The organism is Maribacter luteocoastalis (assembly GCF_048890225.1).
Taxonomy (GTDB): Bacteria; Bacteroidota; Bacteroidia; order Flavobacteriales; family Flavobacteriaceae; genus Maribacter; species Maribacter luteocoastalis.
The window spans coordinates 177,768-201,120 of the sequence record NZ_JBMFZG010000001.1; the positions used below are offsets into that span (position 1 = coordinate 177,768).

Sequence of the window (23,353 nt, forward strand, 5' to 3'; positions counted from 1 at the left end):
TGGATCAGTGTTGTTTATTTAGAGTATAACTCAACTATTAATTGTTCTTTGATATTTTCAGGAATCTGAAGTCTTTCAGGCACCGATACAAAAGTACCTTCCTTCTTTTCACTATTCCAGGTCATCCATTCATAAACGGCACTGTTGGCAGACAAGGAATCTTGAATGCTCTGTAAGGATTTTGACTTTTCCCTAACACCTACAACATCACCTGCTTTTAATATATACGATGGTATATTAACCAATTCACCGTTTACGGTAATATGCCTGTGTGAAACTAATTGTCTTGCTCCACTTCTAGTTGGTGCAACTCCCATTCTAAAAACCACATTATCTAAACGACATTCACATAATTGCAAAAGAATCTCACCAGTAACACCTTCTTTTCTTTTTGCAGTAGCAAATAAGTTTCTAAATTGTTTCTCCAAAATACCGTATGTGTATTTTGCTTTTTGCTTTTCCATTAACTGAACAGAATATTCGGATTTCTTTCCTCTTCTTCTGTTGTTTCCATGTTGTCCTGGAGGGTAATTTTTCTTTTCAAAAGACTTATCGTCTCCGAATATCGCTTCACCGAACTTACGGGCGATTTTTGATTTAGGTCCTGTATATCTTGCCATTTTCTTTAAATTTGAAGGTGAGATTATGAATTAAGGCTTATCCTTCGATAATCGTAACTACACCTTCGGTGAAATATATTAAATTAATTAAACTCTTCTTCTTTTTGGAGGTCTACACCCATTATGAGGCATTGGTGTAACATCTATAATTTCAGTTACCTCAATACCGGCGTTATGAATGGAACGTATTGCAGATTCCCTACCATTACCAGGTCCCTTAACATAAACCTTTACCTTTCTCAATCCTGCTTCATGTGCAACTTTAGAACAATCTTCTGCAGCTACCTGAGCAGCATAAGGAGTGTTCTTCTTAGAACCTCTAAAACCTAATTTCCCAGCAGATGACCAAGAAATTACATCACCTTTTTTATTTGTCAACGAAATAATGATGTTGTTAAAAGATGCTGTTACGTGAGCTTCACCTACAGAATCAACAATAACTTTACGTTTTTTGGTTACCTTAGTATTTGCCTTTGCCATACCTATTTATTATTTAGTAGCTTTCTTCTTGTTAGCTACTGTTTTACGTTTTCCTTTTCTAGTCCTAGAATTATTCTTTGTACGTTGACCTCTTAATGGCAAGCCTGATCTATGACGAATACCTCTATAACAACCAATATCCATTAAACGCTTAATGTTCAATTGGGTTTCTGAACGTAATTCTCCCTCAATAGTATAAGCAGAAACAGCTTCCCTTATACGACCAATTTCATCATCATTCCATTCGGAAACCTTAGTATCCTCACCTACCTGGGCTCTTTCTAAAATTTCCTTAGCTCTACTTTTTCCAATTCCAAAAATGTAGGTCAAGGCTATAACACCTCTTTTTTGTTTTGGTATATCTATACCTGCGATTCTTGCCATAATTACCCTTGTCTTTGTTTAAATCTAGGATTCTTTTTGTTGATTACGTACAATCTGCCTTTTCTGCGAACTATCTTGCAGTCGGCGCTTCTCTTTTTAACTGATGCTCTTACTTTCATCTTGTATCTAGTATCTATAAGTAATTCTTGCTTTTGAAAGGTCATATGGACTCATTTCCAATTTAACCTTATCACCAGGTAATAATTTAATATAGTGCATTCGCATCTTACCTGAAATATGCGCTGTTACCACATGCCCGTTTTCTAACTCAACACGAAACATTGCATTGGACAATGCTTCTATTATGGTACCATCTTGCTCTATCGCTGCTTGTTTAGCCATAAATTATGCTACTTTTCTATTTTTACCGGTTTTCATTAAACCGTCGTAATGTCTATTTAACAAATAAGAGTTAACCTGTTGTACAGTATCTATCGCAACACCCACCATAATCAACAACGACGTGCCTCCATAAAACAAGGCCCATCCTGCCTGTACATCTAACAACTTAACAACTATAGCAGGTAAAACGGCTAACAATGCTAAAAATATAGAACCTGGTAAAGTAATTAAAGACATTATCTTGTCTAAGAAATCACCAGTTTCCTTTCCTGGTCTAATACCAGGTATAAAACCACCACTCCTTTTTAAATCATCGGCCATTTTATTCGTAGGAACGGTAATAGCTGTATAGAAATAAGTAAAGATGATAATTAACAATGCAAACAAAATATTATATGCCCATCCAAATATATCACTGAATTGTACTTGCATCCACTGTCCAAAGGAAGTGTCATCAAATGACTGACCTATTAAGCCAGGAACAAACATAATTGCTTGTGCAAATATAATAGGCATAACTCCAGATGCATTCAATTTTAATGGAATATATTGCCTAGAGCCCATAATGTTCTTCTCATAACCACCCGAAGCCGTTCTCCTAGCATACTGCACTGGAATTTGTCTAGTAGCCATAACCAAAAGTACACTGGCAAGAATCACTAAGAACCAAACGATAACCTCAATAAGTATGAACATTAATCCACCATTATTATTGGTAGTCCTAGAAATAAATTCTTGAACAAAAGATTGAGGCATGGTTGCGATAATACCAATCATTATCAATAATGAAATACCATTACCTATGCCTTTATCAGTAATCTTTTCCCCTAACCACATTGCAAATACACAACCGGAAACCAGAATAATTACCGCAGGAACCATAAAGTCCAATCCCTTTCCTAATACGAACGCACTGTCACGTACTCCAAACGCCTCAAGACCATAAAGATATGCTGGCGCCTGAACGATACAAATACCTATAGTTAACCATCTGGTAATCTGATTGATTGTTTTTCTCCCACTTTCCCCTTCTTTTTGTAATTTCTGAAGATAAGGAATGGCAATACCCATTAACTGTACTACAATTGAGGCAGAAATATAAGGCATGATACCTAATGCAAAAATGGAGGCGTTAGCAAATGCCCCACCCGTAAATGCATTCAAAAGACCAAAAATACCTTGATCGGTACCATCTGCCAATCCACCTAGTTGTGTAGAATCAATACCAGGAAGAACAATTTGGCAACCAAAACGGTATACCAATAAAAGACCTAAGGTAATTAGTATTCTATTCCTTAGCTCTTCTATCTTCCAAATATTGGATATTGTATCAATAAAATTCTTCATGTTCTCGCTTATGCTTATAGACTTATAGCCTCACCACCTGCCGCTTCAATGGCAGCCTTTGCAGTGGCAGTAAATTTATGTACAGATACTTTCAAGGAAGCTTTCAATTCGCCACCACCTAAAATTTTAACTAAATCGTTCTTTCCAACAATTCCGTTCTCAACCAAAGTTTGAAAAGTTAGGCTATCTGTGATAACTTTATTATCTACTAATTCCTGTAATTTATTTAGATTGATACCTTTATAATCCTTACGGTTAATATTGGTAAATCCAAATTTAGGAACACGTCTTTGAAGTGGCATCTGACCACCTTCAAAACCAATTTTCTTAGAGTAACCAGATCTAGATTTAGCACCTTTATGACCTCTTGCAGCAGTTCCACCTTTACCAGAACCTTGTCCTCTTCCCAGACGCTTACCATCTCTATTTACCGAACCCTCAGCAGGTTGTAGATTACTTAAATTCATTAGATCTTATATTTAAGCTTCTTCAGTAGAAACTAAATGTTTAACTTTATTTATCATTCCAAGAATGTTAGGTGTAGACTCGTGTTCTACAACCTGTCCAATTCTTTTAAGTCCAAGAGCCTCCAAAGTTCTCTTTTGGTTTTGAGGCTTTTTAATGCCGCTCTTAACTTGTTTTACTTTAATCTTTGCCATAATTTTTTACACTTAGCCTTTAAAAACTTTCTCTAAAGAAACTCCTCTTTGTTGTGAAATTGTCTTAGCGTCCCTAAGTTGTAACAAAGCATCAAAAGTTGCTTTTACTACATTATGAGGATTTGAAGACCCTTGTGATTTTGATAATACATCATGCACACCAACAGCTTCCAAAACCGCCCTAACGGCACCACCGGCAATTACACCAGTACCATGGGATGCAGGTTGGATATAGACCCTTGCACCACCAAATTTACCTTTTTGCTCATGAGGAAGTGTACCTTTATTTAATGGGATACGAATCAAATTCTTCTTTCCATCCTCAATTGCCTTAGCTATTGCGGTAGCAACTTCTTTTGATTTACCTAGACCATGTCCTACAACGCCGTTTTCATCACCAACAACAACGATAGCAGAAAAACCAAATGCCCTACCACCTTTAGTAACCTTAGTTACACGTTGCACACCAACTAATCTATCCTTTAAATCTAAACCTCCCGGCTTAACAGTTTCTACGTTTTTATATTTTTGGAACATCCTATTAATTTAAAATTTTAGTCCTGCTTCTCTTGCACCTTCGGCCAAAGATTTAACTCTTCCATGATATAAGTTACCTCCCCTATCAAAAGCAACTTTCTCAATTCCGGCTTTTACAGATTTTTCTGCTATTGTTTTTCCAACAAGTGCAGCCTTCTCAGTTTTATTACCTTTTACAGCAGCTATCTCTTTATCTCTAGATGAAGCAGACGCTAAGGTAACCCCTTGTACATCATCAATTAATTGAGCATAAATTTCACTATTACTCCTAAAAACCGATAATCTTGGTCTTTCAGCAGTCCCTGAAGATACCTTACGGATTCTTCTTCGGATTCTATATTTTCTTTGTGTCTTTGATAATCCCATAATACTATTATTAAGCCGATTTACCTGCTTTTCTTCTTAAAATTTCACCTACAAACTTAATACCTTTTCCTTTGTAAGGCTCTGGCTTACGGAAAGATCTGATTTTTGCAGCAATTTGACCTACTAACTGTTTATCATGTGAAGTCAATTTCACAATAGGGTTTTTCCCTTTTTCAGAAATAGTCTCTACTTGCACCTCAGGGGCCAAATCGATAACTATGTTATGTGAAAAACCTAAAGCTAAATCTAACTTTTGACCTTGGTTACTGGCACGGTAACCTACACCAACCAATTCCAACTCCTTTGTCCAACCTTTAGACACGCCTTCTACCATATTTAAAATCAAAGAACGATAAAGACCATGTTTTGCCTTATGCTCTTTAGAGTCTGATGGTCTTTTGACAAAAGCTTCTTTGTCCTCAACTTTTACGTCGACTCCTGAAAACTCTTGTGTCAACTCACCTAATTTACCCTTTACGGTTATTAAGCTATCCTTTATTTCAATTGTAACCCCCTCAGGAATTGCTATTGGATTATTTCCTATTCTAGACATCTTCTAACTCTTTATTCTATTAATATACGTAGCACAAAACTTCACCACCAACATTTTCTGCCTTAGCCTGCTTACTTGTCATAACACCATGTGATGTAGAAACAATTGCAATACCAAGTCCATTTAATACTCGAGGTAAATCTTCACTTCCTGCATATTTTCTAAGACCAGGTTTACTTATACGCTGTATTTTCTTTATTACAGGTTCTTTGGTCAATTTATCATATTTCAAGGCAATCTTAATTGAACCTTGAACTTTATCCTCTTCAAACTTGTAACTCAAAATATATCCTTGATCGAATAATATTTTGGTAATTTCCTTTTTCAAGTTAGACGCAGGGATTTCAACTACCCTATGTCCGGCTCTACTTGCGTTTCTAACTCTTGTTAGGTAATCTGCGATAGTATCTGTAACCATTTATATAATATTCGGTAACGGTTTTTAGCTTTTACTAAACCTGAAACCAGTTAAATTCATTTTACCAGCTGGCTTTTTTAACACCTGGTATTAATCCTTGGTTTGCCATTTCTCTGAACATAACCCTTGAAACTCCAAAAGTTCTCATGTACCCTTTTGGTCTTCCAGTTAACTTACACCTGTTGTGCATACGCACTGGAGATGCATTTTTTGGTAATTGTTGTAATGCTTCGTAATCACCGGCTTCTTTTAACGCTTTGCGTTTCTCAGCATACTTAGCTACCGTTTTTGCCCTTTTTCTTTCACGGGCTTTCATTGATTCTTTAGCCATACTAGTTCTTTTTAAAAGGTAATCCCAATTCCGTTAATAATGATTTTGCTTCCTTATCTGTTTCTGCAGAGGTAACAAAAGTTATATCCATTCCATTAATCCTATTGATCTTGTCAATATTAATTTCTGGAAAAATTATTTGCTCAGTTATACCAAGGTTGTAATTTCCGCGTCCATCAAAACCAGTAGCTCTAATTCCTTGAAAATCTCTAACTCGCGGTAATGCAGAAGTAACCAGCCTATCTAAGAACTCATACATTTGCTCTCCACGTAAAGTTACCTTAGCACCAATTGGCATACCCTTTCTTAATTTAAAGGCAGCAACATCTTTCTTCGAAAGTGTAGCAACAGCTTTTTGACCAGTAATCATTGTCATTTCATCAACAGCATGGTCAATCAACTTTTTGTCAGCAACCGCAGCACCAACACCTCTACTAACTACTATCTTCTCAAGCTTAGGGACCTGCATTACATTCTTGTAACCGAATTCTTCGGTTAATGCAGCAACTATGCGCTCTTTATACTCTTTCTTTAATCTTGAAACGTAAGTCATAACTAAATTACTTCATTGGATTTTTTGGAAAACCTTACTTTCTTCCCATCTCTTTCTTCGAAACCAACCCTTGTAGTCTCACCAGTTTTGGCATCTACTAGAGATAAGTTGGAAATATGGATTAAAGCCTCTTTTTTCACAATACCACCTTGAGGGTTTTTTGCACTTGGTTTCTCATGTTTGGAAACTAAATTAACACCTTCAACGATAGCTTTATTTTTCTCAAGATTTACCGACATAACCTTACCTTCAGCACCTTTATGGTCTCCGGTAATAACTTTTACAGTATCTCCTGTTTTAATTTTTAACTTTTTCATTTTACCGATCATATTATAACACCTCTGGGGCCAATGAAACAATTTTCATAAACTGCTTATCCCTTAGTTCTCTTGCTACTGGACCAAAAACACGCGTACCTCTCATTTCCCCAGCCGGGTTTAACAAAACACAAGCATTGTCATCGAATCTGATATAAGAACCATCTGGTCTTCTTACTTCCTTCTTTGTACGAACTACCACAGCAGTGGAAACAGCTCCCTTTTTAATACCTCCATTAGGTGCAGCTTCCTTTACAGTAACCACAATTTTATCCCCAATAGAAGCATATCTTCTTTTTGTACCACCAAGAACACGAATAGTCAAAACTTCCTTTGCTCCTGTATTATCTGCAACCTTTAATCTGGATTCTTGCTGTAACATAACTTATTTAGCTCTTTCTAAGATTTCTACTAACCTCCAACACTTGGTCTTGCTCATAGGGCGAGTCTCCATAATTTTAACGGTATCCCCAATATTACAATCGTTTTTCTCGTCATGAGCAACATATTTCTTTGTTTTCAAAACGAACTTACCGTACATAGGGTGTTTTACTCTTTTAACCTCTGCAACAACAATGGATTTTTCCATTTTATCACTGGTTACAACCCCAACTCTCTCTTTTCTTAAGTTTCTTTTTTCCATAAAGCAGAACCAGTTATTGGTTTTCCCTTTTAGTTAATTCAGTAGCTAATCTTGCCACTGTTCTTCTTACTTTTCTAATCTGAAGAGGGTTCTCCAAAGGAGTTACAAAATGAGCCATTTTCAAATCAGCATGTTGCTTTTTATACTCCGCGAGTTTCTCCGTAAGTCCTTCTACAGACAATTCCTTAATTTCTTGTTTTTTCATAATTTCTTACGATTAATTCTCAACTGAATAGTCACGTGCAACAATAAATTTCGTCTTAACCGGAAGTTTTTGTGCCGCCAAACGAAGTGCTTCTTTAGCAATATCAATTGAAACACCGGCAACTTCAAACATCACCCTACCAGGTTTAACTACTGCAACAAAATACTCTGGTGCACCTTTTCCCTTACCCATACGTACCTCAAGAGGTTTCTTTGTAATAGGCTTATCTGGGAATATCTTTATCCATAATTGACCCTCCCTTTTCATATATCTTGTTGCTGCAATACGTGCAGCCTCTATTTGACGGGATGTCAAAAAAGAAGTATCCATTGACTTAATACCGAACATACCATTTGAAAGTTGATGCCCTCTACCGGCATTGCCTTTCATACGGCCTTTCTGCATTTTACGGAACTTAGTTCTTTTCGGTTGTAACATTTCTCTAGTTCTTTAAAAATTACTTTCTACGACGTGGTTTTCTTCCTCCTTCTGGCTTTCCAGATCCTTTAGCCTGTCCTTTTTGCATTCCTACTAAAGGAGAAAGCTCTCTTTTACCATAAACCTCACCTTTCATGATCCAAACCTTAATACCCAATTTACCATAAGTAGTTTGAGCCTCCTGCAAAGCATAGTCTATATCGGCCCTAAAAGTTGATAGAGGAATTCTACCCTCCTTGTAAGATTCGCTACGAGCCATTTCCGCGCCGTTCAAACGTCCTGAAATTTGAATTTTAATACCTTCAGCATTCATTCTCATTGCAGCTGCAATGGCCATTTTAATAGCCCTTCTAAAAGAAATTCTATTTTCAATTTGACGAGCAACACTAGCAGCTACCAAATTAGCATCTACTTCTGGTCTCTTTATCTCGTAAATATTGATCTGAACTTCTTTATTGGTAATCTTCTTAAGCTCTTCCTTAAGTTTATCTACTTCTTGACCGCCTTTCCCGATAATGATACCAGGTCTAGCTGTTGTAACGGTTACCGTAATAAGCTTTAAGGTTCTTTCAATAATAACCCTAGACACACTTGCCTTTGACAACCTAGCATGGATATACTTTCTAATCTTATCATCTTCGGCCAGCTTATCACCGTAGTCATTTCCACCGTACCAGTTAGACTCCCATCCCCTAATTATTCCTAGACGATTTCCTATTGGATTTGTTTTCTGTCCCATTCTAGCTTTCTGTATTATTTTTAGATCCTAAAACCAAAGTAACGTGGTTTGAACGTTTTCTGATTCTATGCGCTCTTCCCTGAGGAGCCGGACGTAACCTTTTTAACATTGCTCCGCTATCTACTCTAATTTCCGCCACAACCAAATCAGCATCTTCTAAACTAGCCTCTTCATTCTTAGCTTGCCAGTTTGCCAAAGCAGAAAGCAACAACTTCTCTAATTTCCTTGATGCCTCCTTAGGGTTGAATCTTAAAATTGCTAAAGCTTTCTCAACTTTTTCACCCCTAACAAGGTCTGCGACCAATCTCATTTTTCTAGGCGAAGTTGGACAGTTGTTCAACTTTGCAAAAGCTACTTTCTGCTTTTCCGCCTTAATTCTTTCGGCCATTTGTTTTTTACGAACTCCCATAGCTTACTTTTTTCCTTTATTTTTTGCACCTGCATGACCCCTAAAAGATCTTGTCGGCGAAAATTCTCCCAATTTATGTCCTACCATATTCTCAGTTACAAAAACCGGTACAAATTGTTTTCCATTATGTACTGCAATAGTCATACCTACAAAATCTGGAGTGATCATTGAAGCTCTAGACCAGGTTTTAATTACCGATTTCTTACCAGAAGCAACAGATTGTTGAATCTTATTCTCTAAACTATAGTGAACGTAAGGTCCTTTTTTTAGTGAACGTGCCATTTCTTTCTACTTTTTATTTCTTTCTACGTTCTATTATATACTTGTTGGTACTCTTAGTTTTAGAACGAGTTCTATAACCTTTAGCAGGAATACCGTTTCTTGATCTAGGGTGACCACCTGAAGCCCTACCTTCACCACCACCCATTGGGTGATCCACAGGGTTCATAACAACTGGCCTAGTTCTTGGTCTTCTGCCCAACCATCTACTTCTACCAGCTTTACCAGAAACTAGCAACTGATGATCCGAATTGGATATTGCCCCTATTGTAGCCATACAAGTGGACAAAATCAATCTTGTCTCGCCAGATGGCATCTTTACGGTAACAAATTTACCATCCTTCGCCATTAACTGAGCAAATGTTCCAGCACTTCTCGCCATAACAGCTCCTTGACCAGGACGCAATTCAATACAAGAAATAATAGTTCCCAAAGGAATATCACTAAGCGGCATGGCGTTACCAATTTCTGGAGCAACATTAGCCCCAGCAATCACTTGCTGATCAACCTGCAATCCATTTTGCGCAACTACATACCTTTTTTCCCCATCAGCATATTCCAACAAAGCTATAAAAGCCGTTCTGTTAGGATCATACTGAATAGAACTTACGGTAGCAGAGACATCTTGTTTATCCCTTTTAAAATCGATAACACGATATCTCCTCTTATGCCCACCACCTTTTTGGCGAATGGTCATTTTACCTTGACTGTTTCTACCTCCCGACTTTTTTAACGGAGCAAGCAAGCTTTTCTCCGGCTTATCAGTAGTAATCGCGTCAAATCCGTTTACTACTCTAAAACGCTGCCCAGGAGTGATTGGTTTTAATTTTCTAACTGACATTCTGTGTCTTTATAGATTACTGTAAAAATCAATTATATCACCTTCCACAACATCAACAATTGCCTTTTTTACAGCATTTGTCTTTCCATGTTGTACACCAGTTTTGGTATATCTGGATTTTCTTGTTGGTCCGTAATTCATTGTACGAACTTTTTTGACCGAAACACCATAAGTAGCCTCAACAGCATCCTTAATCTGAATTTTGTTGGCCTTTGGGTCAACTATGAAACCATAACGGTTATTCAACTCGCTGTCTGCGGTCATTTTCTCCGTTATAATTGGCTTTATCAACACACTCATGGTTTTACTTATTTGTTAAATTCGATTCAATTCCTTCTAAAGACCCTTCCAATAATACCAGACTTGAAGCATTTAGTATTTTGTAAGTACTTAATTCTGAATTAGTTATAACCTCAGAACCTTTGAAATTACGCGAAGACAAATATACACCTTTATTCGAATCGCCCAACACTATTAAGGATTTTTTGTTTTCTATTCCTAAAGACCGTAAAAATTGAACGAAATCTTTGGTCTTTGGAGTATCAAAATCAAAATCTTCAACTACCAAAATAGCTTTGTCCTTAGACTTTAAGCTCAAGGCAGATTTTCTAGCCAAACGCTTAAGATTTTTATTCAATTTTTGGGTATAATCTTTAGGCCTAGGCCCAAATATTCTACCACCGCCCCTAAAAATAGGAGACTTAATACTACCCGCTCTTGCAGTACCAGTACCTTTTTGTTTTTTAATTTTTCTTGTACTACCTGCTATCTCAGCACGCTCCTTCGCTTTATGCGTACCCTGCCTTTGATGTGCTAAATACTGTTTAACATCCAAATAAACCGCGTGATTATTAGGTTCTATTGCAAAAACATCATCAGAAAGGTCTGCCTTTCTACCTGTGTCTTTTCCTTTAATATCTAAAACTGCTACCTTCATTACTTCTCAATAGTTACGTAAGCGTTTTTATGACCAGGTACACAACCTTTTACTACTAAAAGATTTTTCTCTGGAACAATTTTCAAAATTCTAAGGTTTTGAACCGTAACACGATCACCACCCATTCTACCAGCCATTTTCATTCCCTTAAATACTCTTGCAGGATATGAAGCCGCACCAATGGAACCTGGAGCTCTTAAACGGTTATGCTGACCGTGTGTAGATTGACCAACACCGCCAAAGCCATGTCTTTTTACAACACCTTGGAAACCTTTACCTTTTGATGTACCAATTACATCAACAAATTCGCCTTCCATAAAAACATCAACACCTACTGTGTCCCCTAATTTAAACTCACCCTCAAATCCTTGGAATTCAATGACCTTTTTCTTAGGAGAAGCACCTGCTTTTTTGAAATGGCCTAATTCAGCCTTATTAGCACGTTTTTCTGCCTTGTCATCGAAACCAAGTTGAAGGGCATTATACCCGTCAACCTCTTCGGTTCTGACTTGGGTAACAACACATGGACCTGCCTCAATAACGGTACAAGGAATGTTCTTCCCATTCTCGTCAAAAATGCTGGTCATGCCTATTTTCTTTCCAATTAACCCAGACATACTTATTTATTTACTTATTATTAAATTATTTACAAAAAAATAGGGTCAAAAATAATTCAACCCTGAACTTATTTTTTTTCCGTTTTTCCCTCGCACGCAGCTTAGGACATGTCTACCATCCTTATTTAGGAAGGCATAATACTTATACTTTAATCTCTACCTCAACACCACTTGGCAACTCTAATTTCATTAGAGCATCAATGGTTTTAGAAGAAGAACTGTAAATATCCAAAAGCCTTTTATAAGAACTCAATTGGAATTGCTCCCTTGACTTCTTGTTCACGTGAGGTGAACGTAAAACTGTGAATATTTTCTTATGTGTTGGCAAAGGAATTGGCCCTGTAACAACAGCACCGGTAGTCTTTACCGTTTTTACGATTTTCTCAGCAGATTTATCAACCAAGTTATGATCGTAAGACTTTAGTTTTATTCTAATTTTCTGACTCATTTCCTTAAATTATGCTGTTATACCTTTTGCCGCCTTAATTACTTCTTCAGAAATATTTGAAGGAGTTTCGGCATAGTGTGAAAATTCCATTGTAGAAGTTGCCCTACCAGAAGACAATGTTCTTAAAGAAGTAACATATCCAAACATCTCAGACAAAGGAACTGTACCCTTTACCACTTTAGCGCCAGCTCTATCGCTCATATTGGTAATTGTACCTCTTCTACGGTTCAAATCACCAACAATATCTCCCATATTTTCCTCTGGAGTGATAACCTCCAATTTCATTATAGGCTCCATGATCACAGCACCAGCAGCTTTACCAGCAGCTTTATATCCCATTTTAGCAGCCAATTCGAAAGAAAGAGCATCTGAATCCACAGGGTGGAAAGAACCATCCTTCAACACAACTTTCATTGTATCCATTTCATAACCAGCCAAAGGTCCGTTTTGCATAGCAGCAGCAAATCCTTTTTCTACAGCTGGAATGAATTCTTTTGGAATACGACCACCTTTAATTTCATCAACAAACTGTAGTCCTTCTCCAGTAAAGTCTTCATCAGCAGGTCCCATATCAAAAACAATATCACCAAACTTACCACGACCACCAGATTGCTTCTTGTATGTTTCTCGATGTGAAGCTGATTTGGTCAAGGCTTCCTTATATTCCACTTGAGGCTCACCTTGATTTACCTCAACTTTAAATTCTCGCCTTAATCGATCAACAATAATATCCAAGTGTAACTCACCCATACCAGAAATGATGGTCTGACCAGAAGCTTCATCAGTCTTGACTTGAAATGTAGGATCCTCTTCAGCTAATTTAGCCAAAGCCATACCTAACTTATCAACATCCACTTTGGTCTTAGGCTCCACAGCGATACCAATTACAGGATCTGGAAAGTCCATACTTTCCAAAATAATTGGATGCTTCTCAGATGACATCGTATCACCGGTCTTAATATCCTTAAAACCAACTGCAGCACCAATATCTCCAGCCTCTATAAAATCAATCGCATTTTGTTTATTGGAATGCATTTGATAGATACGTGAAATACGCTCCTTTTTACCTGAACGGTTATTCAAGATATACGAACCTGCATCTAATCTACCAGAATACGTTCTAAAGAATGCCAAACGACCTACAAAAGGATCAGTTGCAATCTTAAATGCCAACGCAGCAAAAGGCTCCTTAACATCTGGTTTTCTACTAACAGGATTACCTGTGTCAGGATCGGTACCAACTATAGCATCCTTATCAATTGGAGAAGGCAAATATCTACATACTGCATCCAATAAAAACTGAACACCTTTATTTTTAAACGAAGAACCACAAATCATAGGAATAATAGCCCTATCCATCACAGCAGCCCTTAACGCAGCATGCACCTCTTCTTCAGTAATAGAATCTTCATCCTCAAAGAATTTCTCCATTAACTGCTCGTCATATTCAGCCACCGCCTCAATCAAAGAAGCCCTATACTCCTTAACTTCAGCTTTCATATCCTCTGGTATATCAATAACATCAAAGGTAGAACCAAAGTTATCATCGTGCCATACTATAGCCCTATTCTTGGCTAAGTCAACAATTCCCTTAAAATCAGCTTCGTCGCCAATAGGCAAAACGATAGGGACCGCATTGGAACCTAGCATTTCTTTAACTTGTTTACAAACCATCAAGAAGTTAGCACCTTGACGGTCCATTTTATTTACGAAACCTATCCTTGGCACCTTATAATTATCAGCCAATCTCCAGTTAGTTTCTGACTGCGGCTCAACACCATCAACAGCACTAAACAAAAAGACCAAACCATCCAACACACGTAAGGAACGGTTTACTTCAACCGTAAAATCAACGTGTCCAGGAGTATCAATAATATTAAAATGATAAGGCTTAGTTTCATCAGTAACCTGACCATTCTTCATTGGAAACTGCCATTCACATGTAGTAGCGGCCGAAGTAATGGTAATACCACGCTCCTGCTCCTGCTCCATCCAATCCATGGTAGCGGCACCATCATGCACCTCACCAATTTTATGGCTAACACCAGTATAAAAAAGTATTCGCTCAGTAGTTGTAGTTTTACCCGCATCAATATGAGCAGCAATACCTATATTTCTTGTATATTTTAAATCTCTTGCCATTTCTGATTAAAATCTAAAGTGGGAAAATGCTTTGTTAGCTTCAGCCATTTTATGCGTATCGACTCTCTTTTTAACCGCAGCACCTTCTTCCTTGGAAGCAGCTAATATTTCCGCAGCTAATTTTTGAGACATTCCTTTTTCATTACGCTTACGAGCATAACTAATCAACCATTTCATGGCAGTAGAAATCTTCCTATCAGGTCTAATTTGCATAGGAATCTGGAAAGTAGCACCTCCAACCCTTCTACTTCTAACCTCAACGTGTGGCATCACATTACTCAATGCATCCTTCCACAACTCCAAAGCTGTTTTTTCTTCGTCCGTTTTTTTGGCATCCACAATATCAATTGCATCATAGAACACACTAAACGCAACTGATTTCTTACCATCCCACATCATCATATTCACAAACCTAGTAACTAACTGGTCGTTAAATCTTGGATCTGGTAAAAGTGGTCTTTTCTTTGCCTGTCTTTTTCTCATTACTTCTTTTTAAAAAGTGTTATTACTTCTTAGGTCTTTTTGCCCCGTATTTAGATCTACGCTGGGTTCTCCCTGCAACACCTGCTGTGTCCAAGGCCCCTCTAACGATATGATACCTAACTCCCGGCAAATCCTTAACTCTTCCGCCTCTTACTAATACTATCGAGTGCTCTTGCAAATTGTGACCTTCTCCAGGGATGTAGGCATTCACTTCCTTACCATTAGTAAGTCTAACCCTAGCAACCTTTCTCATAGCTGAGTTTGGCTTCTTAGGAGTGGTAGTGTAAACACGGGTACATACACCTCTTCTTTGAGGACACGAATCCAAAGCAGCCGATTTACTCTTCTTAGTAATTGTAGCTCTTCCTGTTCGTACTAATTGTGAAATTGTTGGCATACTATATAAATATGTATAAAATTACCCTTTAATTTAAGGGTCGGCAAATGTAGTGATATTTCACAATAATTCAAATCTGAAGCTATTTATTTTTAAAGTTTTTTTCACAATACACTTTTCATGTTATTTAAAGCAAAGATTTTAGATGGTTTAAAACAGGGATAAGCACAGATTAATCCTTAAAAACAATTCAATTACTTCAACTAAATAGCATTCAAAAACCTAAGGAAATTATCAAATTCACAAAAAAATGATTGTTATATTACATTAGGTAAAATACAAGTACTGTTTTATCTGTAACTTTCCATAAACTGGCAATTACCTAAAGTTTTATTAAAATTAGTTTGGATTATTAACACCTTTTTGTGATTTTTGTCGACAGCTAATTCAAATAAATAAAAAATGAGAACAAAACGAAATGGATTATTAGCGCTATTAATGGCGCTAATTGTGCATCTTTCTTTCGCACAAGAAAAAACAGTTGCCGGTACGGTTACTGATCAAGATGGACTACCACTCCCAGGAGCCTCTGTAGTTGTGAAGGGAACAACGACGGGAACCCAAACCGACTTTGATGGCAATTATAGTATAAATGTCAGCCAAGGTTCAACATTAGTATTTTCATATGTTGGACAAAAAACCAAAGAGGTAGCTGTTGGTGTTTCCAACACAATCAACGCTCAATTAGATCAAGACGCTCAAGCACTAGAGGAAGTGGTCGTAGTTGCGCAGAACATTAAAAGAGAGGCCGGTTCTCTTGGATATGCAGTTAGTGATGTGGGCAGTGAACAAATAGAAGAACGTGCTCAGGGTGATATCGGTAGAATACTTCAAGGTAAGGCTGCAGGTGTAAATATTACCGCAACAAATGGAGTTTCAGGTTCTGGAACCAACTTCATAATTAGAGGATATACATCTTTGTCTGGTAGCAACCAACCTTTATTTATCGTTGACGGCGTTCCTTTTGATGGTGGCGCTAACGAGCAATCAGATTTCTTTGATAGTATTGGAGAATCAAGTAGGTTTTTGGACTTAGACCCAAACAGTATAGAAAATGTAAAAGTACTTAAAGGACTTAGTGCAACTGTACTATACGGTGAAAGAGGTAGAAATGGTGTGGTACTTATTACTACTAAAAGTGGTAGTTCTAAAGCAACAGCTAAAAAATTAGAAGTTACCGCTAACTCATCATACTTCATAAGTCAAGCTGTATTACCGAAATTCCAAACACAATATGGTGGTGGTTTTCACCAAGCATTTGGATTCTTCTTCAGTAACTGGGGACCAGATTTTGCTGACCAAAGACAATTTCCTTATGGAAGTCAATTTAGAGGCATTGATTCCGATGGTACTGTATTGGTACAACATCCAATAGACAGACTTTCTGATAGTTCCTTGAAGGCTGGTTTTGAAGATTTAGCGGCTTCTGATTATAGATATCAAAACTATAATAGCGTTAAGCAGTTTTTTAGAACAGGTGGTGTTTCTACCAATTCTGTTAACCTAAGAGGCGCAACAGAAAATGCTATTTACAATGTTAATTTAGGACATTTAGAAGACAAAGGCTTTACACCTGGAAACAAAGTAATTCGTAATAACATAGGAATTGGTGGTTCTGCTAACCTTTCTAACAACATTACAGTTAGCGGTACCTTAAACTATGCCAATACTGATTACCGCACTCCTCCAATTTCGGCTTCTGCAGGTAGTGGTACGGTTGGTGATGGGTCATCTGTGTTTGGTGATATCATGTACACACCAAGAGGTGTGGATTTATTCGGTTTGCCATTTCAAACCCCTGATGGTAGAAGTGTGTATTATCGTTCTGGTAATGATATTCAAAACCCAAGATGGACCTTAGCAAATGCAAGGACTTCTCAAAACACAGAACGTGTTTATGGAAATTTAAGTTTTAACTATGCAATCAACGATGCTCTAGCCCTTTCTTACCAATTAGGTCTTGACACGTACACTGAATTAAGTAGCTATGGCCAAAACAAAGGTGGTGTAGATGGTGACCCAACTGGTATTTTCAGAACTACTTCTGTTAAAAACAAAATTTGGAACCATACCATAAACCTTAGTTATAACAAAGACTTCTCTGAAGACTTAAATTTACAAGCAGTTTTGGGAGCACAATCCCGTAATGATACTTTTGAAAGAGATGGTGTAGAGAGTACACAACAATTAGCTTTCGGAGTTTTAAGACATTTTAACTTTGTAAACCATTCTACAGTTAACAGCTTCACAGGTCTTGATATTGCTAGACAACAAGTTGAGAACCAAATGGGTCTTTATGCTGATGTTACCTTAGGATATAAATCAGGTCTTTTCTTAAACCTTGCTGCTCGTAATGACTGGAGTTCAACTTTAGAAAGAGATAACTACAGTATCTTTTACCCTGCTGCCAGTTTATCCTTCATACCAACCAAGTTTATAGAGGGTATGATAAGTGATAACTTCTTAAGCAGTTTAAAAATGCGTGTTGGTTATGGAACTTCAGCTGGATTTCCTGACCCTTATGGTACAAGAAATACGTTATCTCTTACCTCAAGAGCCTTTGTGACACCTGGAGGTGGAGTATTATCAAGTAATGCAGTTGCTAACAGATTAGGTAACCCAAATCTAAAGGCGGAAACAGTTTCAGAGATTGAAGCTGGTGTTGACGCACAGTTTTTTAGAAATAGATTATCATTAAATGTAAGTGTTTATAAAAAAACAGCTGAGGATTTAATCACTGATCAAAATCTTGACCCTTCTACTGGATTTACCGTTACTCGAATAAATGCAGGTTCTTTAGAAACAAAAGGTATAGAAGTTGATTTTGACTTTACACCTGTTAGTACAGAGAACTTTAGATGGAACATAAGTGGTAACTTCTTTGCTGATGAAAGTGAAATAACTTCACTTCCTGCAGGAACAGATCAGATTGTTTTAACAAGTTCAATAGCAGGTCGTCCGGCCAACTACGCTATTGTAGGGCAACCTTATGGTATCTTACAAGGACGTGCAACGGTTAAGGATGCTGCAGGAAATAGAGTTGTTGCTGCCAGTGGTGAATATTTGGTTGGTAATGATCTAGAGATTATTGGTGATCCCAATCCAGATTGGAATGCAGGTTTGACTACGTCATTCAGCTATAAAGGTCTTACTTTATCGGCTAATATGCTTTACCGTCATGGTGGTGATATTTTCTCTCAAACTGCCGCTACTTTATTAGGTAGAGGTACCGTAGCAGTAGCTGGTATTGATCGTGAGGCCACTTATATCCTTCCAGGTGTATTAGAAGATGGGTCTCCTAATAATATTCAGGTTACAGCAACTACATTAGGTTTTGATACTATTGGATTTAGTGACGGTAACGACCTTCAAATTTATGATGGTTCTACCTTAAGGTTAAACGAAGTTAGCTTAGGTTATGATTTACCTGCTAAATTCTTGGATAAAACACCTTTTGGAAAACTTAGCTTTACATTGAGTGGAAACAACATTTGGTACAAAGCTTTTAACTTTCCGGATGATGTAAGATTTGATACTAATACACTAAGTACTGGTGTAGGTAATGGACAAGGAATTGACTATATCACAGGTCCTAGTTCAAGAAGATATGGCCTAAGTGTTAAAGCAACATTTTAATTATAAACTTTATAAACTTAAAGAAAATGTTAAAACAATATAAACAAAATCTTTACAAGGGCTTAGGTATTTTCATGCTTGCCTTTGGTTTCAATTCCTGTGAAAGCACAGAATTGGAAATACTTGACAATCCAAATGCACTTACCCCTACAGAAGCAGATGCAGATTTGTTCCTTAATTCAATAGAAATAGGAATGGCTATTTTCTTTGATGGTGATGCCAGGGATAACACAACAGAAGGTCTTTCTGAAGAAGGTAGTGAAGTAACCAGAATGTTACACATGTTCGGTCCTACTTATACTAACGCATACGCGCCATCAGATTTTGACACCAACTGGACCCAAGCATATGCTGAAGTACTTTCTGATATTAGAGCACTGGAACCAGTTGCTGAAGAAAGTGGCCTATACACACATATTGGAATCAGTAAGGCCATAGAAGCTTATGTGGTAATGACTTTAGTTGATTATTTTGGTGACATCCCATATTCAGAAGCTTTAACTGGATCAGCAAATACAAATCCAGCCTTGGATGATGACGCTGCGGTATATGCTGCTGTTGAAGACCTATTGGATGAAGCGTTAGTTCAATTTAATAGGGAAGAACTAACAGGAGCTTCTAGTGATTTATTTTATGGTGGCGATGAATCCAAATGGATTAAATTAGTAAACACACTAAAACTTAAATTATATATTCAGACTCGTCTTGTAGATTCAAGCGTTGGAGCAAAAATCAATGCCTTGGTAACTGGAGGAAACTTAATCCTATCTGAAGCTGATGATTTTGCATTCAATTATTCTAGTACTGATGCAAACCCAGATAGTAGACACCCATTATTTACCAGAAACTTTAATGTTGCAGCAGATGTTGCAGATTATATGTCCAATTCATACATGGTTAGGCTTAAAGATGAATATTCTGGTACAGATCCAAGAACTAGATATTATTTCTACAGACAATCATTAGACTTTACCGAGGATCCTAATGAGGCAGAATGTATTACACAGCCAAGACCTTCCAACTATTCTTCCAGCGATGTTTTTTGTGATCCAGGACAAGGATATTGGGGTCGTGATCATGGAGATAATGACGGTATTCCACCAGATGGAGGTTTAAGATCTACATTTGGCGTATATCCAGTAGGTGGTTTGTTTGATGATAGTAGAGGCGAAGCTATACCAGGAAGAAACATTGGTCTTCAAGGTGCTGGTCTTTCTCCAATAATGCTTTCTTCCTTTACAAATTTCATGTTAGCGGAAGGTGTATTAACTTCAGGTGTTACTGGTGATGCAGCTGCTTACCTAGAAGCAGGGGTTAGAGCATCCATTGCCAAAGTACAAGGCGTTGGCGATAGATTGGATTATTTAGATGATGTTGTTACGCCAGATGATCCTGACACAGATGAAAACGAAGAAGAGACAATAAGAGACATATATGTACCTACTTCTGATGATGTGGACAGATATGTAACTTTTGTTCTAAATGCGTTTAACGCAGCATCTGGAGATGATAAATTAGAAATTGTTATAAATGAATACTTTAAAGCTCTTTGGGGTAATGGTGTAGAAGCTTATAACACGTACAGAAGAACAGGTTTCCCTTCTGATATGCAACCTACTTTGTTGGCTTCTCCAGGTGATTACATTAACTCGTTCCTTTATCCAAATGAGTTAGTTAATCAAAATTCAAGCGCTAGTCAAAAAGCTAACCAAGCTGTTCGTGTTTTCTGGGCAGAAGGTGGACCAACTTTGGAATAAACTAATTATAAGAAAAAACTAGAATCATGAAAAAAATAAATAAACTTTTCTTGTATTTACCGTTACTAGCCATGGTACTTGGTTGTACGGATGAAGATAAGAACCCGTTTCCATTAGACATCCTGGAACAAGCTGCAGTATTAAGAACTATTGATTTGGTCAGTCCTGCTAATATTAACAAAAGTGATCCAAGTGGATCTGAGTTTTTCGTTGAGATTGAAGCGGATGACTTTCAAAACAGCACTAGGTTTTCCTCAATGGAAGTTTACCTTTCATTAGTTGATAACTTTGTTGACAGAGAAGGTGAAACAGAAACTACGTTAGATGATGAAGATATTAGTATTGCAGATGTTTTACTAACTACAATACCAGCTTCAGAATTTACTGTAAGTAGCGAAAGTGGTAAGCCAAGATATAGACTATCAATAAATGGTGCTGATGCAATATCAACTTTGAATATTGGAGACAATTTACCCAGATTAGATGGTGGTGACATCATAAGGGTACGATTAGCAATGATATTGGAAGACGGATCGGTATTCACCAGTACTAATGTTAATGGAAACGTTACAGGTCAATTCTTTGCCTCAGGTTTTAGATATGACACGACGGTGGTATGTATTTTACCTTCGCCACCAGCGGGAGATTATACTGTTGTAATGGAAGATTCTTATGGTGATGGATGGCAAACATCTGGCGGCGGTGGCGGTCCAGGAATCACAGTTACCCTATCCAATGGCGATGAAATTCAAGTTGGACTTTGTTCGCCATATGAGACACCAGCCTATGACTGTACTGATAATGTAAGTAGTGGTACGGCCATTGTGACCATCCCAGAAGGATTAACTTCTGCAGACTGGTTTTTCCCAGGTGATTTCTATGCGGAAATTTCATTTAAAATTTACGCTCCAAGTGGTAATCTAGTTGCATCATATGGTCCAGGATCTGGCGCAGGTCCAATTCCGTTGAACCTATGTAATGAATAAAGATTGTTCTACTTTAGAATAAATTTAAAAGGCTGTTCTTTAAAAGAACAGCCTTTTTGTTTTTATTACTAGATTTAAAGTTTTATCAATTTATTTAACAGAGAAAAATTAAAAAAGTCTTTACCTTTTAACTGGACAATTTATTACTTAAACCAATTATTAATGAAGAATAATAAATTTAAAAAACATATTTTTCTACTGGTTACTTTTGCAATTATACTCTCCTGTGAGACTACTTTAGAACCTAACAGTATTATTGAGGAAGAGGATAATATAGATAACCCACCTATAGTAGAAGAAGAAACAGAATCCATAGAAGACACCATAACCTATTATAACGAATCAAAGGTATCCGATGGTTTAATACTAATCAATGACGCAGCAGCTAATAAGGTGTTTTTAATGAATAGGAATGGTAAAACCGTTTTTGACTGGCCTCTCGGCGAAGAACGTTTAGGTAATGACGCACATCTTTTACCAAATGGTAAACTATTAGCAATGTTAGAAGTACCAGATCCCAAAATACAACTGGGAGGTTTTGGTGGAAAGGTTGAAATTATTAATAAAAAAGGCGAAAAAGAATGGTCCTTCACTTACGCATCGGATAACCATATTCTACACCACGATGCTCAAATGTTGCCCAATGGTAATATTTTGACTATGATTTGGGAAAGAAAATCCATTGAAGAGTCACAAGAAGCAGGATACTCTTTAAACGTTGAAACATTTCCCGATGGTTTAATTGAAATAGATACAACAACCAATACTATTGTCTGGGAATGGCATGTTTGGGACCATTTAATCCAGGAAAATGATAACACTAAATCTAATTTTGGGGAGGTAGCTACTAATCCACAATTAATTGACATTAATTACACAACGGATATAAGTGGAGATATAACTCATGGTAATGGTATAGCATATGACCCAGAAAAAGACGTAATTTATTTTAGTTCAAATTTCTACAGTGAAATTTGGGTTATAGACCATAGTACTACCTCAGAACAAGCCGCAAGCTCATCCGGAGGCACATATAATAAAGGAGGAGATTTAATTTATCGATTTGGGAATCCTTCCGCTTATAAAAATCAAATAGGAAAACGATTATTCAACAATAATCACTTTCCCAATTTACTAAAAGAAAAAAACACGATTCTTGTATACTCTAACGGTGGAGATTTAAATAGATCTACAGTTTATGAATTGGAATTAGCATCAGAATTTTCATTGACACCTAATGCCGATAATGAACCACAAGTCGTATGGACATTTTCTAATGAAAAACTGTTCTCCCCAAAAGTTTCAGGAGCAGTTGAATTACCTAATGGCAATATCTTAATCACTGAAGGCGATTTCGGTTTGTGGGAAGTTACCAAAGAAAAAGAGATTATTTGGCAATATGAAAAAAATGGCTTTTATTGGAGAGCCTATCATTACAGCGAACAAGATGAATCTATAATTAATTTATCTCTATAAAAACAGCAATGGT

At 37.1% G+C, this 23,353-nt stretch carries 34 protein-coding genes; 4 read left to right on the top strand and 30 right to left on the bottom strand.

The window, feature by feature from the left end; all coding sequences use genetic code 11:
* Nucleotides 1-14 precede the first annotated feature (14 nt).
* From rpsD to rpsL, 30 genes are all read right to left on the bottom strand, one after another.
* Nucleotides 15-620, bottom strand: coding sequence for a 30S ribosomal protein S4 (gene rpsD, locus ACOCEA_RS00795; protein WP_420754292.1), 606 nt, complete (start codon nt 618-620; stop codon nt 15-17).
* 87 nt (nt 621-707) lie between these two features.
* The gene (gene rpsK, locus ACOCEA_RS00800; RefSeq protein WP_420754293.1) at nt 708-1,100 is read right to left on the bottom strand and encodes a 30S ribosomal protein S11; all 393 of its coding nucleotides are present in this window, start codon (nt 1,098-1,100) and stop codon (nt 708-710) included.
* Nucleotides 1,101-1,109: 9 nt separating this feature from the next.
* Entirely contained in the window at nt 1,110-1,484 is a 375-nt protein-coding gene (gene rpsM, locus ACOCEA_RS00805; protein ID WP_420754294.1) for a 30S ribosomal protein S13, read from the bottom strand.
* Between the two features lie 2 nt (nt 1,485-1,486).
* The gene (gene ykgO, locus ACOCEA_RS00810; RefSeq protein ID WP_013305171.1) at nt 1,487-1,603 is read right to left on the bottom strand and encodes a type B 50S ribosomal protein L36; all 117 of its coding nucleotides are present in this window, start codon (nt 1,601-1,603) and stop codon (nt 1,487-1,489) included.
* Between the two features lie 7 nt (nt 1,604-1,610).
* The gene (infA, locus tag ACOCEA_RS00815; protein WP_123216423.1) at nt 1,611-1,826 is read right to left on the bottom strand and encodes a translation initiation factor IF-1; all 216 of its coding nucleotides are present in this window, start codon (nt 1,824-1,826) and stop codon (nt 1,611-1,613) included.
* A 3-nt stretch (nt 1,827-1,829) separates the two neighbouring features.
* Complete coding sequence (gene secY / locus ACOCEA_RS00820; RefSeq protein ID WP_420754295.1) at nt 1,830-3,173, bottom strand: preprotein translocase subunit SecY; 1,344 nt, start codon at nt 3,171-3,173, stop codon at nt 1,830-1,832.
* 14 nt (nt 3,174-3,187) lie between these two features.
* Nucleotides 3,188-3,640, bottom strand: a complete 453-nt coding sequence (gene rplO / locus ACOCEA_RS00825) for a 50S ribosomal protein L15 (RefSeq protein WP_420754296.1) — start codon at nt 3,638-3,640, stop codon at nt 3,188-3,190.
* Between the two features lie 12 nt (nt 3,641-3,652).
* Nucleotides 3,653-3,832 carry a 50S ribosomal protein L30 gene (rpmD, locus tag ACOCEA_RS00830; protein ID WP_420754297.1) on the bottom strand — a complete coding sequence of 60 codons (180 nt, stop codon included), beginning with the start codon at nt 3,830-3,832 and terminating at the stop codon, nt 3,653-3,655.
* Nucleotides 3,833-3,844: 12 nt separating this feature from the next.
* Nucleotides 3,845-4,369, bottom strand: a complete 525-nt coding sequence (rpsE, locus tag ACOCEA_RS00835) for a 30S ribosomal protein S5 (protein WP_420754298.1) — start codon at nt 4,367-4,369, stop codon at nt 3,845-3,847.
* Between the two features lie 9 nt (nt 4,370-4,378).
* Nucleotides 4,379-4,735 (bottom strand): 50S ribosomal protein L18, encoded by a 357-nt coding sequence (gene rplR / locus ACOCEA_RS00840; protein WP_420754299.1) that lies wholly within the window; start codon nt 4,733-4,735, stop codon nt 4,379-4,381.
* Between the two features lie 10 nt (nt 4,736-4,745).
* Nucleotides 4,746-5,288 (bottom strand): 50S ribosomal protein L6, encoded by a 543-nt coding sequence (gene rplF, locus ACOCEA_RS00845; protein WP_420754300.1) that lies wholly within the window; start codon nt 5,286-5,288, stop codon nt 4,746-4,748.
* Nucleotides 5,289-5,307: 19 nt separating this feature from the next.
* Nucleotides 5,308-5,706: a 30S ribosomal protein S8 gene (gene rpsH / locus ACOCEA_RS00850; RefSeq protein ID WP_420754301.1), complete on the bottom strand. Its 399-nt coding sequence runs from the start codon at nt 5,704-5,706 to the stop codon at nt 5,308-5,310.
* 61 nt (nt 5,707-5,767) lie between these two features.
* Nucleotides 5,768-6,037 carry a 30S ribosomal protein S14 gene (gene rpsN, locus ACOCEA_RS00855; RefSeq protein WP_420754302.1) on the bottom strand — a complete coding sequence of 90 codons (270 nt, stop codon included), beginning with the start codon at nt 6,035-6,037 and terminating at the stop codon, nt 5,768-5,770.
* A gap of 1 nt (nt 6,038) precedes the next feature.
* Nucleotides 6,039-6,590 (bottom strand): 50S ribosomal protein L5, encoded by a 552-nt coding sequence (gene rplE, locus ACOCEA_RS00860; protein WP_420754303.1) that lies wholly within the window; start codon nt 6,588-6,590, stop codon nt 6,039-6,041.
* Nucleotides 6,591-6,592: 2 nt separating this feature from the next.
* Nucleotides 6,593-6,907 carry a 50S ribosomal protein L24 gene (gene rplX / locus ACOCEA_RS00865; RefSeq protein WP_420754304.1) on the bottom strand — a complete coding sequence of 105 codons (315 nt, stop codon included), beginning with the start codon at nt 6,905-6,907 and terminating at the stop codon, nt 6,593-6,595.
* A 13-nt stretch (nt 6,908-6,920) separates the two neighbouring features.
* Entirely contained in the window at nt 6,921-7,289 is a 369-nt protein-coding gene (rplN, locus tag ACOCEA_RS00870) for a 50S ribosomal protein L14 (RefSeq protein WP_420754305.1), read from the bottom strand.
* 3 nt (nt 7,290-7,292) lie between these two features.
* Nucleotides 7,293-7,550, bottom strand: coding sequence for a 30S ribosomal protein S17 (gene rpsQ / locus ACOCEA_RS00875; RefSeq protein ID WP_079510393.1), 258 nt, complete (start codon nt 7,548-7,550; stop codon nt 7,293-7,295).
* Nucleotides 7,551-7,563: 13 nt separating this feature from the next.
* Nucleotides 7,564-7,755, bottom strand: coding sequence for a 50S ribosomal protein L29 (gene rpmC / locus ACOCEA_RS00880; protein WP_047246268.1), 192 nt, complete (start codon nt 7,753-7,755; stop codon nt 7,564-7,566).
* A gap of 12 nt (nt 7,756-7,767) precedes the next feature.
* Complete coding sequence (gene rplP, locus ACOCEA_RS00885; protein ID WP_420754306.1) at nt 7,768-8,193, bottom strand: 50S ribosomal protein L16; 426 nt, start codon at nt 8,191-8,193, stop codon at nt 7,768-7,770.
* Nucleotides 8,194-8,212: 19 nt separating this feature from the next.
* A complete protein-coding gene (rpsC, locus tag ACOCEA_RS00890; protein ID WP_420754307.1) occupies nt 8,213-8,932 on the bottom strand; it encodes a 30S ribosomal protein S3 in 720 nt (239 codons plus the stop codon).
* Nucleotide 8,933: 1 nt separating this feature from the next.
* Nucleotides 8,934-9,341, bottom strand: coding sequence for a 50S ribosomal protein L22 (gene rplV, locus ACOCEA_RS00895; protein ID WP_420754308.1), 408 nt, complete (start codon nt 9,339-9,341; stop codon nt 8,934-8,936).
* Nucleotides 9,342-9,344: 3 nt separating this feature from the next.
* On the bottom strand, nt 9,345-9,623 hold the full coding sequence (gene rpsS / locus ACOCEA_RS00900) for a 30S ribosomal protein S19 (protein WP_420754309.1): 279 nt from the start codon (nt 9,621-9,623) through the stop codon (nt 9,345-9,347).
* A gap of 13 nt (nt 9,624-9,636) precedes the next feature.
* Nucleotides 9,637-10,461: a 50S ribosomal protein L2 gene (gene rplB, locus ACOCEA_RS00905; RefSeq protein ID WP_420754310.1), complete on the bottom strand. Its 825-nt coding sequence runs from the start codon at nt 10,459-10,461 to the stop codon at nt 9,637-9,639.
* A gap of 9 nt (nt 10,462-10,470) precedes the next feature.
* Nucleotides 10,471-10,761 carry a 50S ribosomal protein L23 gene (gene rplW / locus ACOCEA_RS00910; RefSeq protein WP_420754311.1) on the bottom strand — a complete coding sequence of 97 codons (291 nt, stop codon included), beginning with the start codon at nt 10,759-10,761 and terminating at the stop codon, nt 10,471-10,473.
* Nucleotides 10,762-10,765: 4 nt separating this feature from the next.
* Nucleotides 10,766-11,398 carry a 50S ribosomal protein L4 gene (gene rplD, locus ACOCEA_RS00915; RefSeq protein ID WP_420754312.1) on the bottom strand — a complete coding sequence of 211 codons (633 nt, stop codon included), beginning with the start codon at nt 11,396-11,398 and terminating at the stop codon, nt 10,766-10,768.
* Nucleotides 11,398-12,015 (bottom strand): 50S ribosomal protein L3, encoded by a 618-nt coding sequence (gene rplC, locus ACOCEA_RS00920; protein WP_420754313.1) that lies wholly within the window; start codon nt 12,013-12,015, stop codon nt 11,398-11,400. Before rplC ends, rplD begins: the two co-directional genes overlap by 1 nt.
* A gap of 142 nt (nt 12,016-12,157) precedes the next feature.
* Entirely contained in the window at nt 12,158-12,463 is a 306-nt protein-coding gene (gene rpsJ, locus ACOCEA_RS00925; protein WP_007094989.1) for a 30S ribosomal protein S10, read from the bottom strand.
* 9 nt (nt 12,464-12,472) lie between these two features.
* Entirely contained in the window at nt 12,473-14,605 is a 2,133-nt protein-coding gene (gene fusA, locus ACOCEA_RS00930) for an elongation factor G (RefSeq protein WP_420754314.1), read from the bottom strand.
* A gap of 6 nt (nt 14,606-14,611) precedes the next feature.
* Nucleotides 14,612-15,088, bottom strand: a complete 477-nt coding sequence (gene rpsG / locus ACOCEA_RS00935) for a 30S ribosomal protein S7 (RefSeq protein WP_420754315.1) — start codon at nt 15,086-15,088, stop codon at nt 14,612-14,614.
* Between the two features lie 22 nt (nt 15,089-15,110).
* The gene (rpsL, locus tag ACOCEA_RS00940) at nt 15,111-15,485 is read right to left on the bottom strand and encodes a 30S ribosomal protein S12 (protein ID WP_027078345.1); all 375 of its coding nucleotides are present in this window, start codon (nt 15,483-15,485) and stop codon (nt 15,111-15,113) included.
* Between the two features lie 402 nt (nt 15,486-15,887).
* Here rpsL and ACOCEA_RS00945 point away from each other — a divergent pair, with 402 nt between their 5' ends.
* The 4 genes from ACOCEA_RS00945 to ACOCEA_RS00960 all read left to right on the top strand — a co-directional run bounded on the left by ACOCEA_RS00945 (nt 15,888) and on the right by ACOCEA_RS00960 (nt 23,340).
* Nucleotides 15,888-19,121, top strand: a complete 3,234-nt coding sequence (locus tag ACOCEA_RS00945) for a SusC/RagA family TonB-linked outer membrane protein (RefSeq protein WP_420754316.1) — start codon at nt 15,888-15,890, stop codon at nt 19,119-19,121.
* Between the two features lie 26 nt (nt 19,122-19,147).
* Nucleotides 19,148-20,878, top strand: a complete 1,731-nt coding sequence (locus tag ACOCEA_RS00950) for a SusD/RagB family nutrient-binding outer membrane lipoprotein (RefSeq protein ID WP_420754317.1) — start codon at nt 19,148-19,150, stop codon at nt 20,876-20,878.
* Between the two features lie 26 nt (nt 20,879-20,904).
* Entirely contained in the window at nt 20,905-21,864 is a 960-nt protein-coding gene (locus tag ACOCEA_RS00955) for a hypothetical protein (RefSeq protein ID WP_420754318.1), read from the top strand.
* 162 nt (nt 21,865-22,026) lie between these two features.
* The gene (locus ACOCEA_RS00960; RefSeq protein WP_420754319.1) at nt 22,027-23,340 is read left to right on the top strand and encodes an aryl-sulfate sulfotransferase; all 1,314 of its coding nucleotides are present in this window, start codon (nt 22,027-22,029) and stop codon (nt 23,338-23,340) included.
* Nucleotides 23,341-23,353 lie beyond the last annotated feature (13 nt).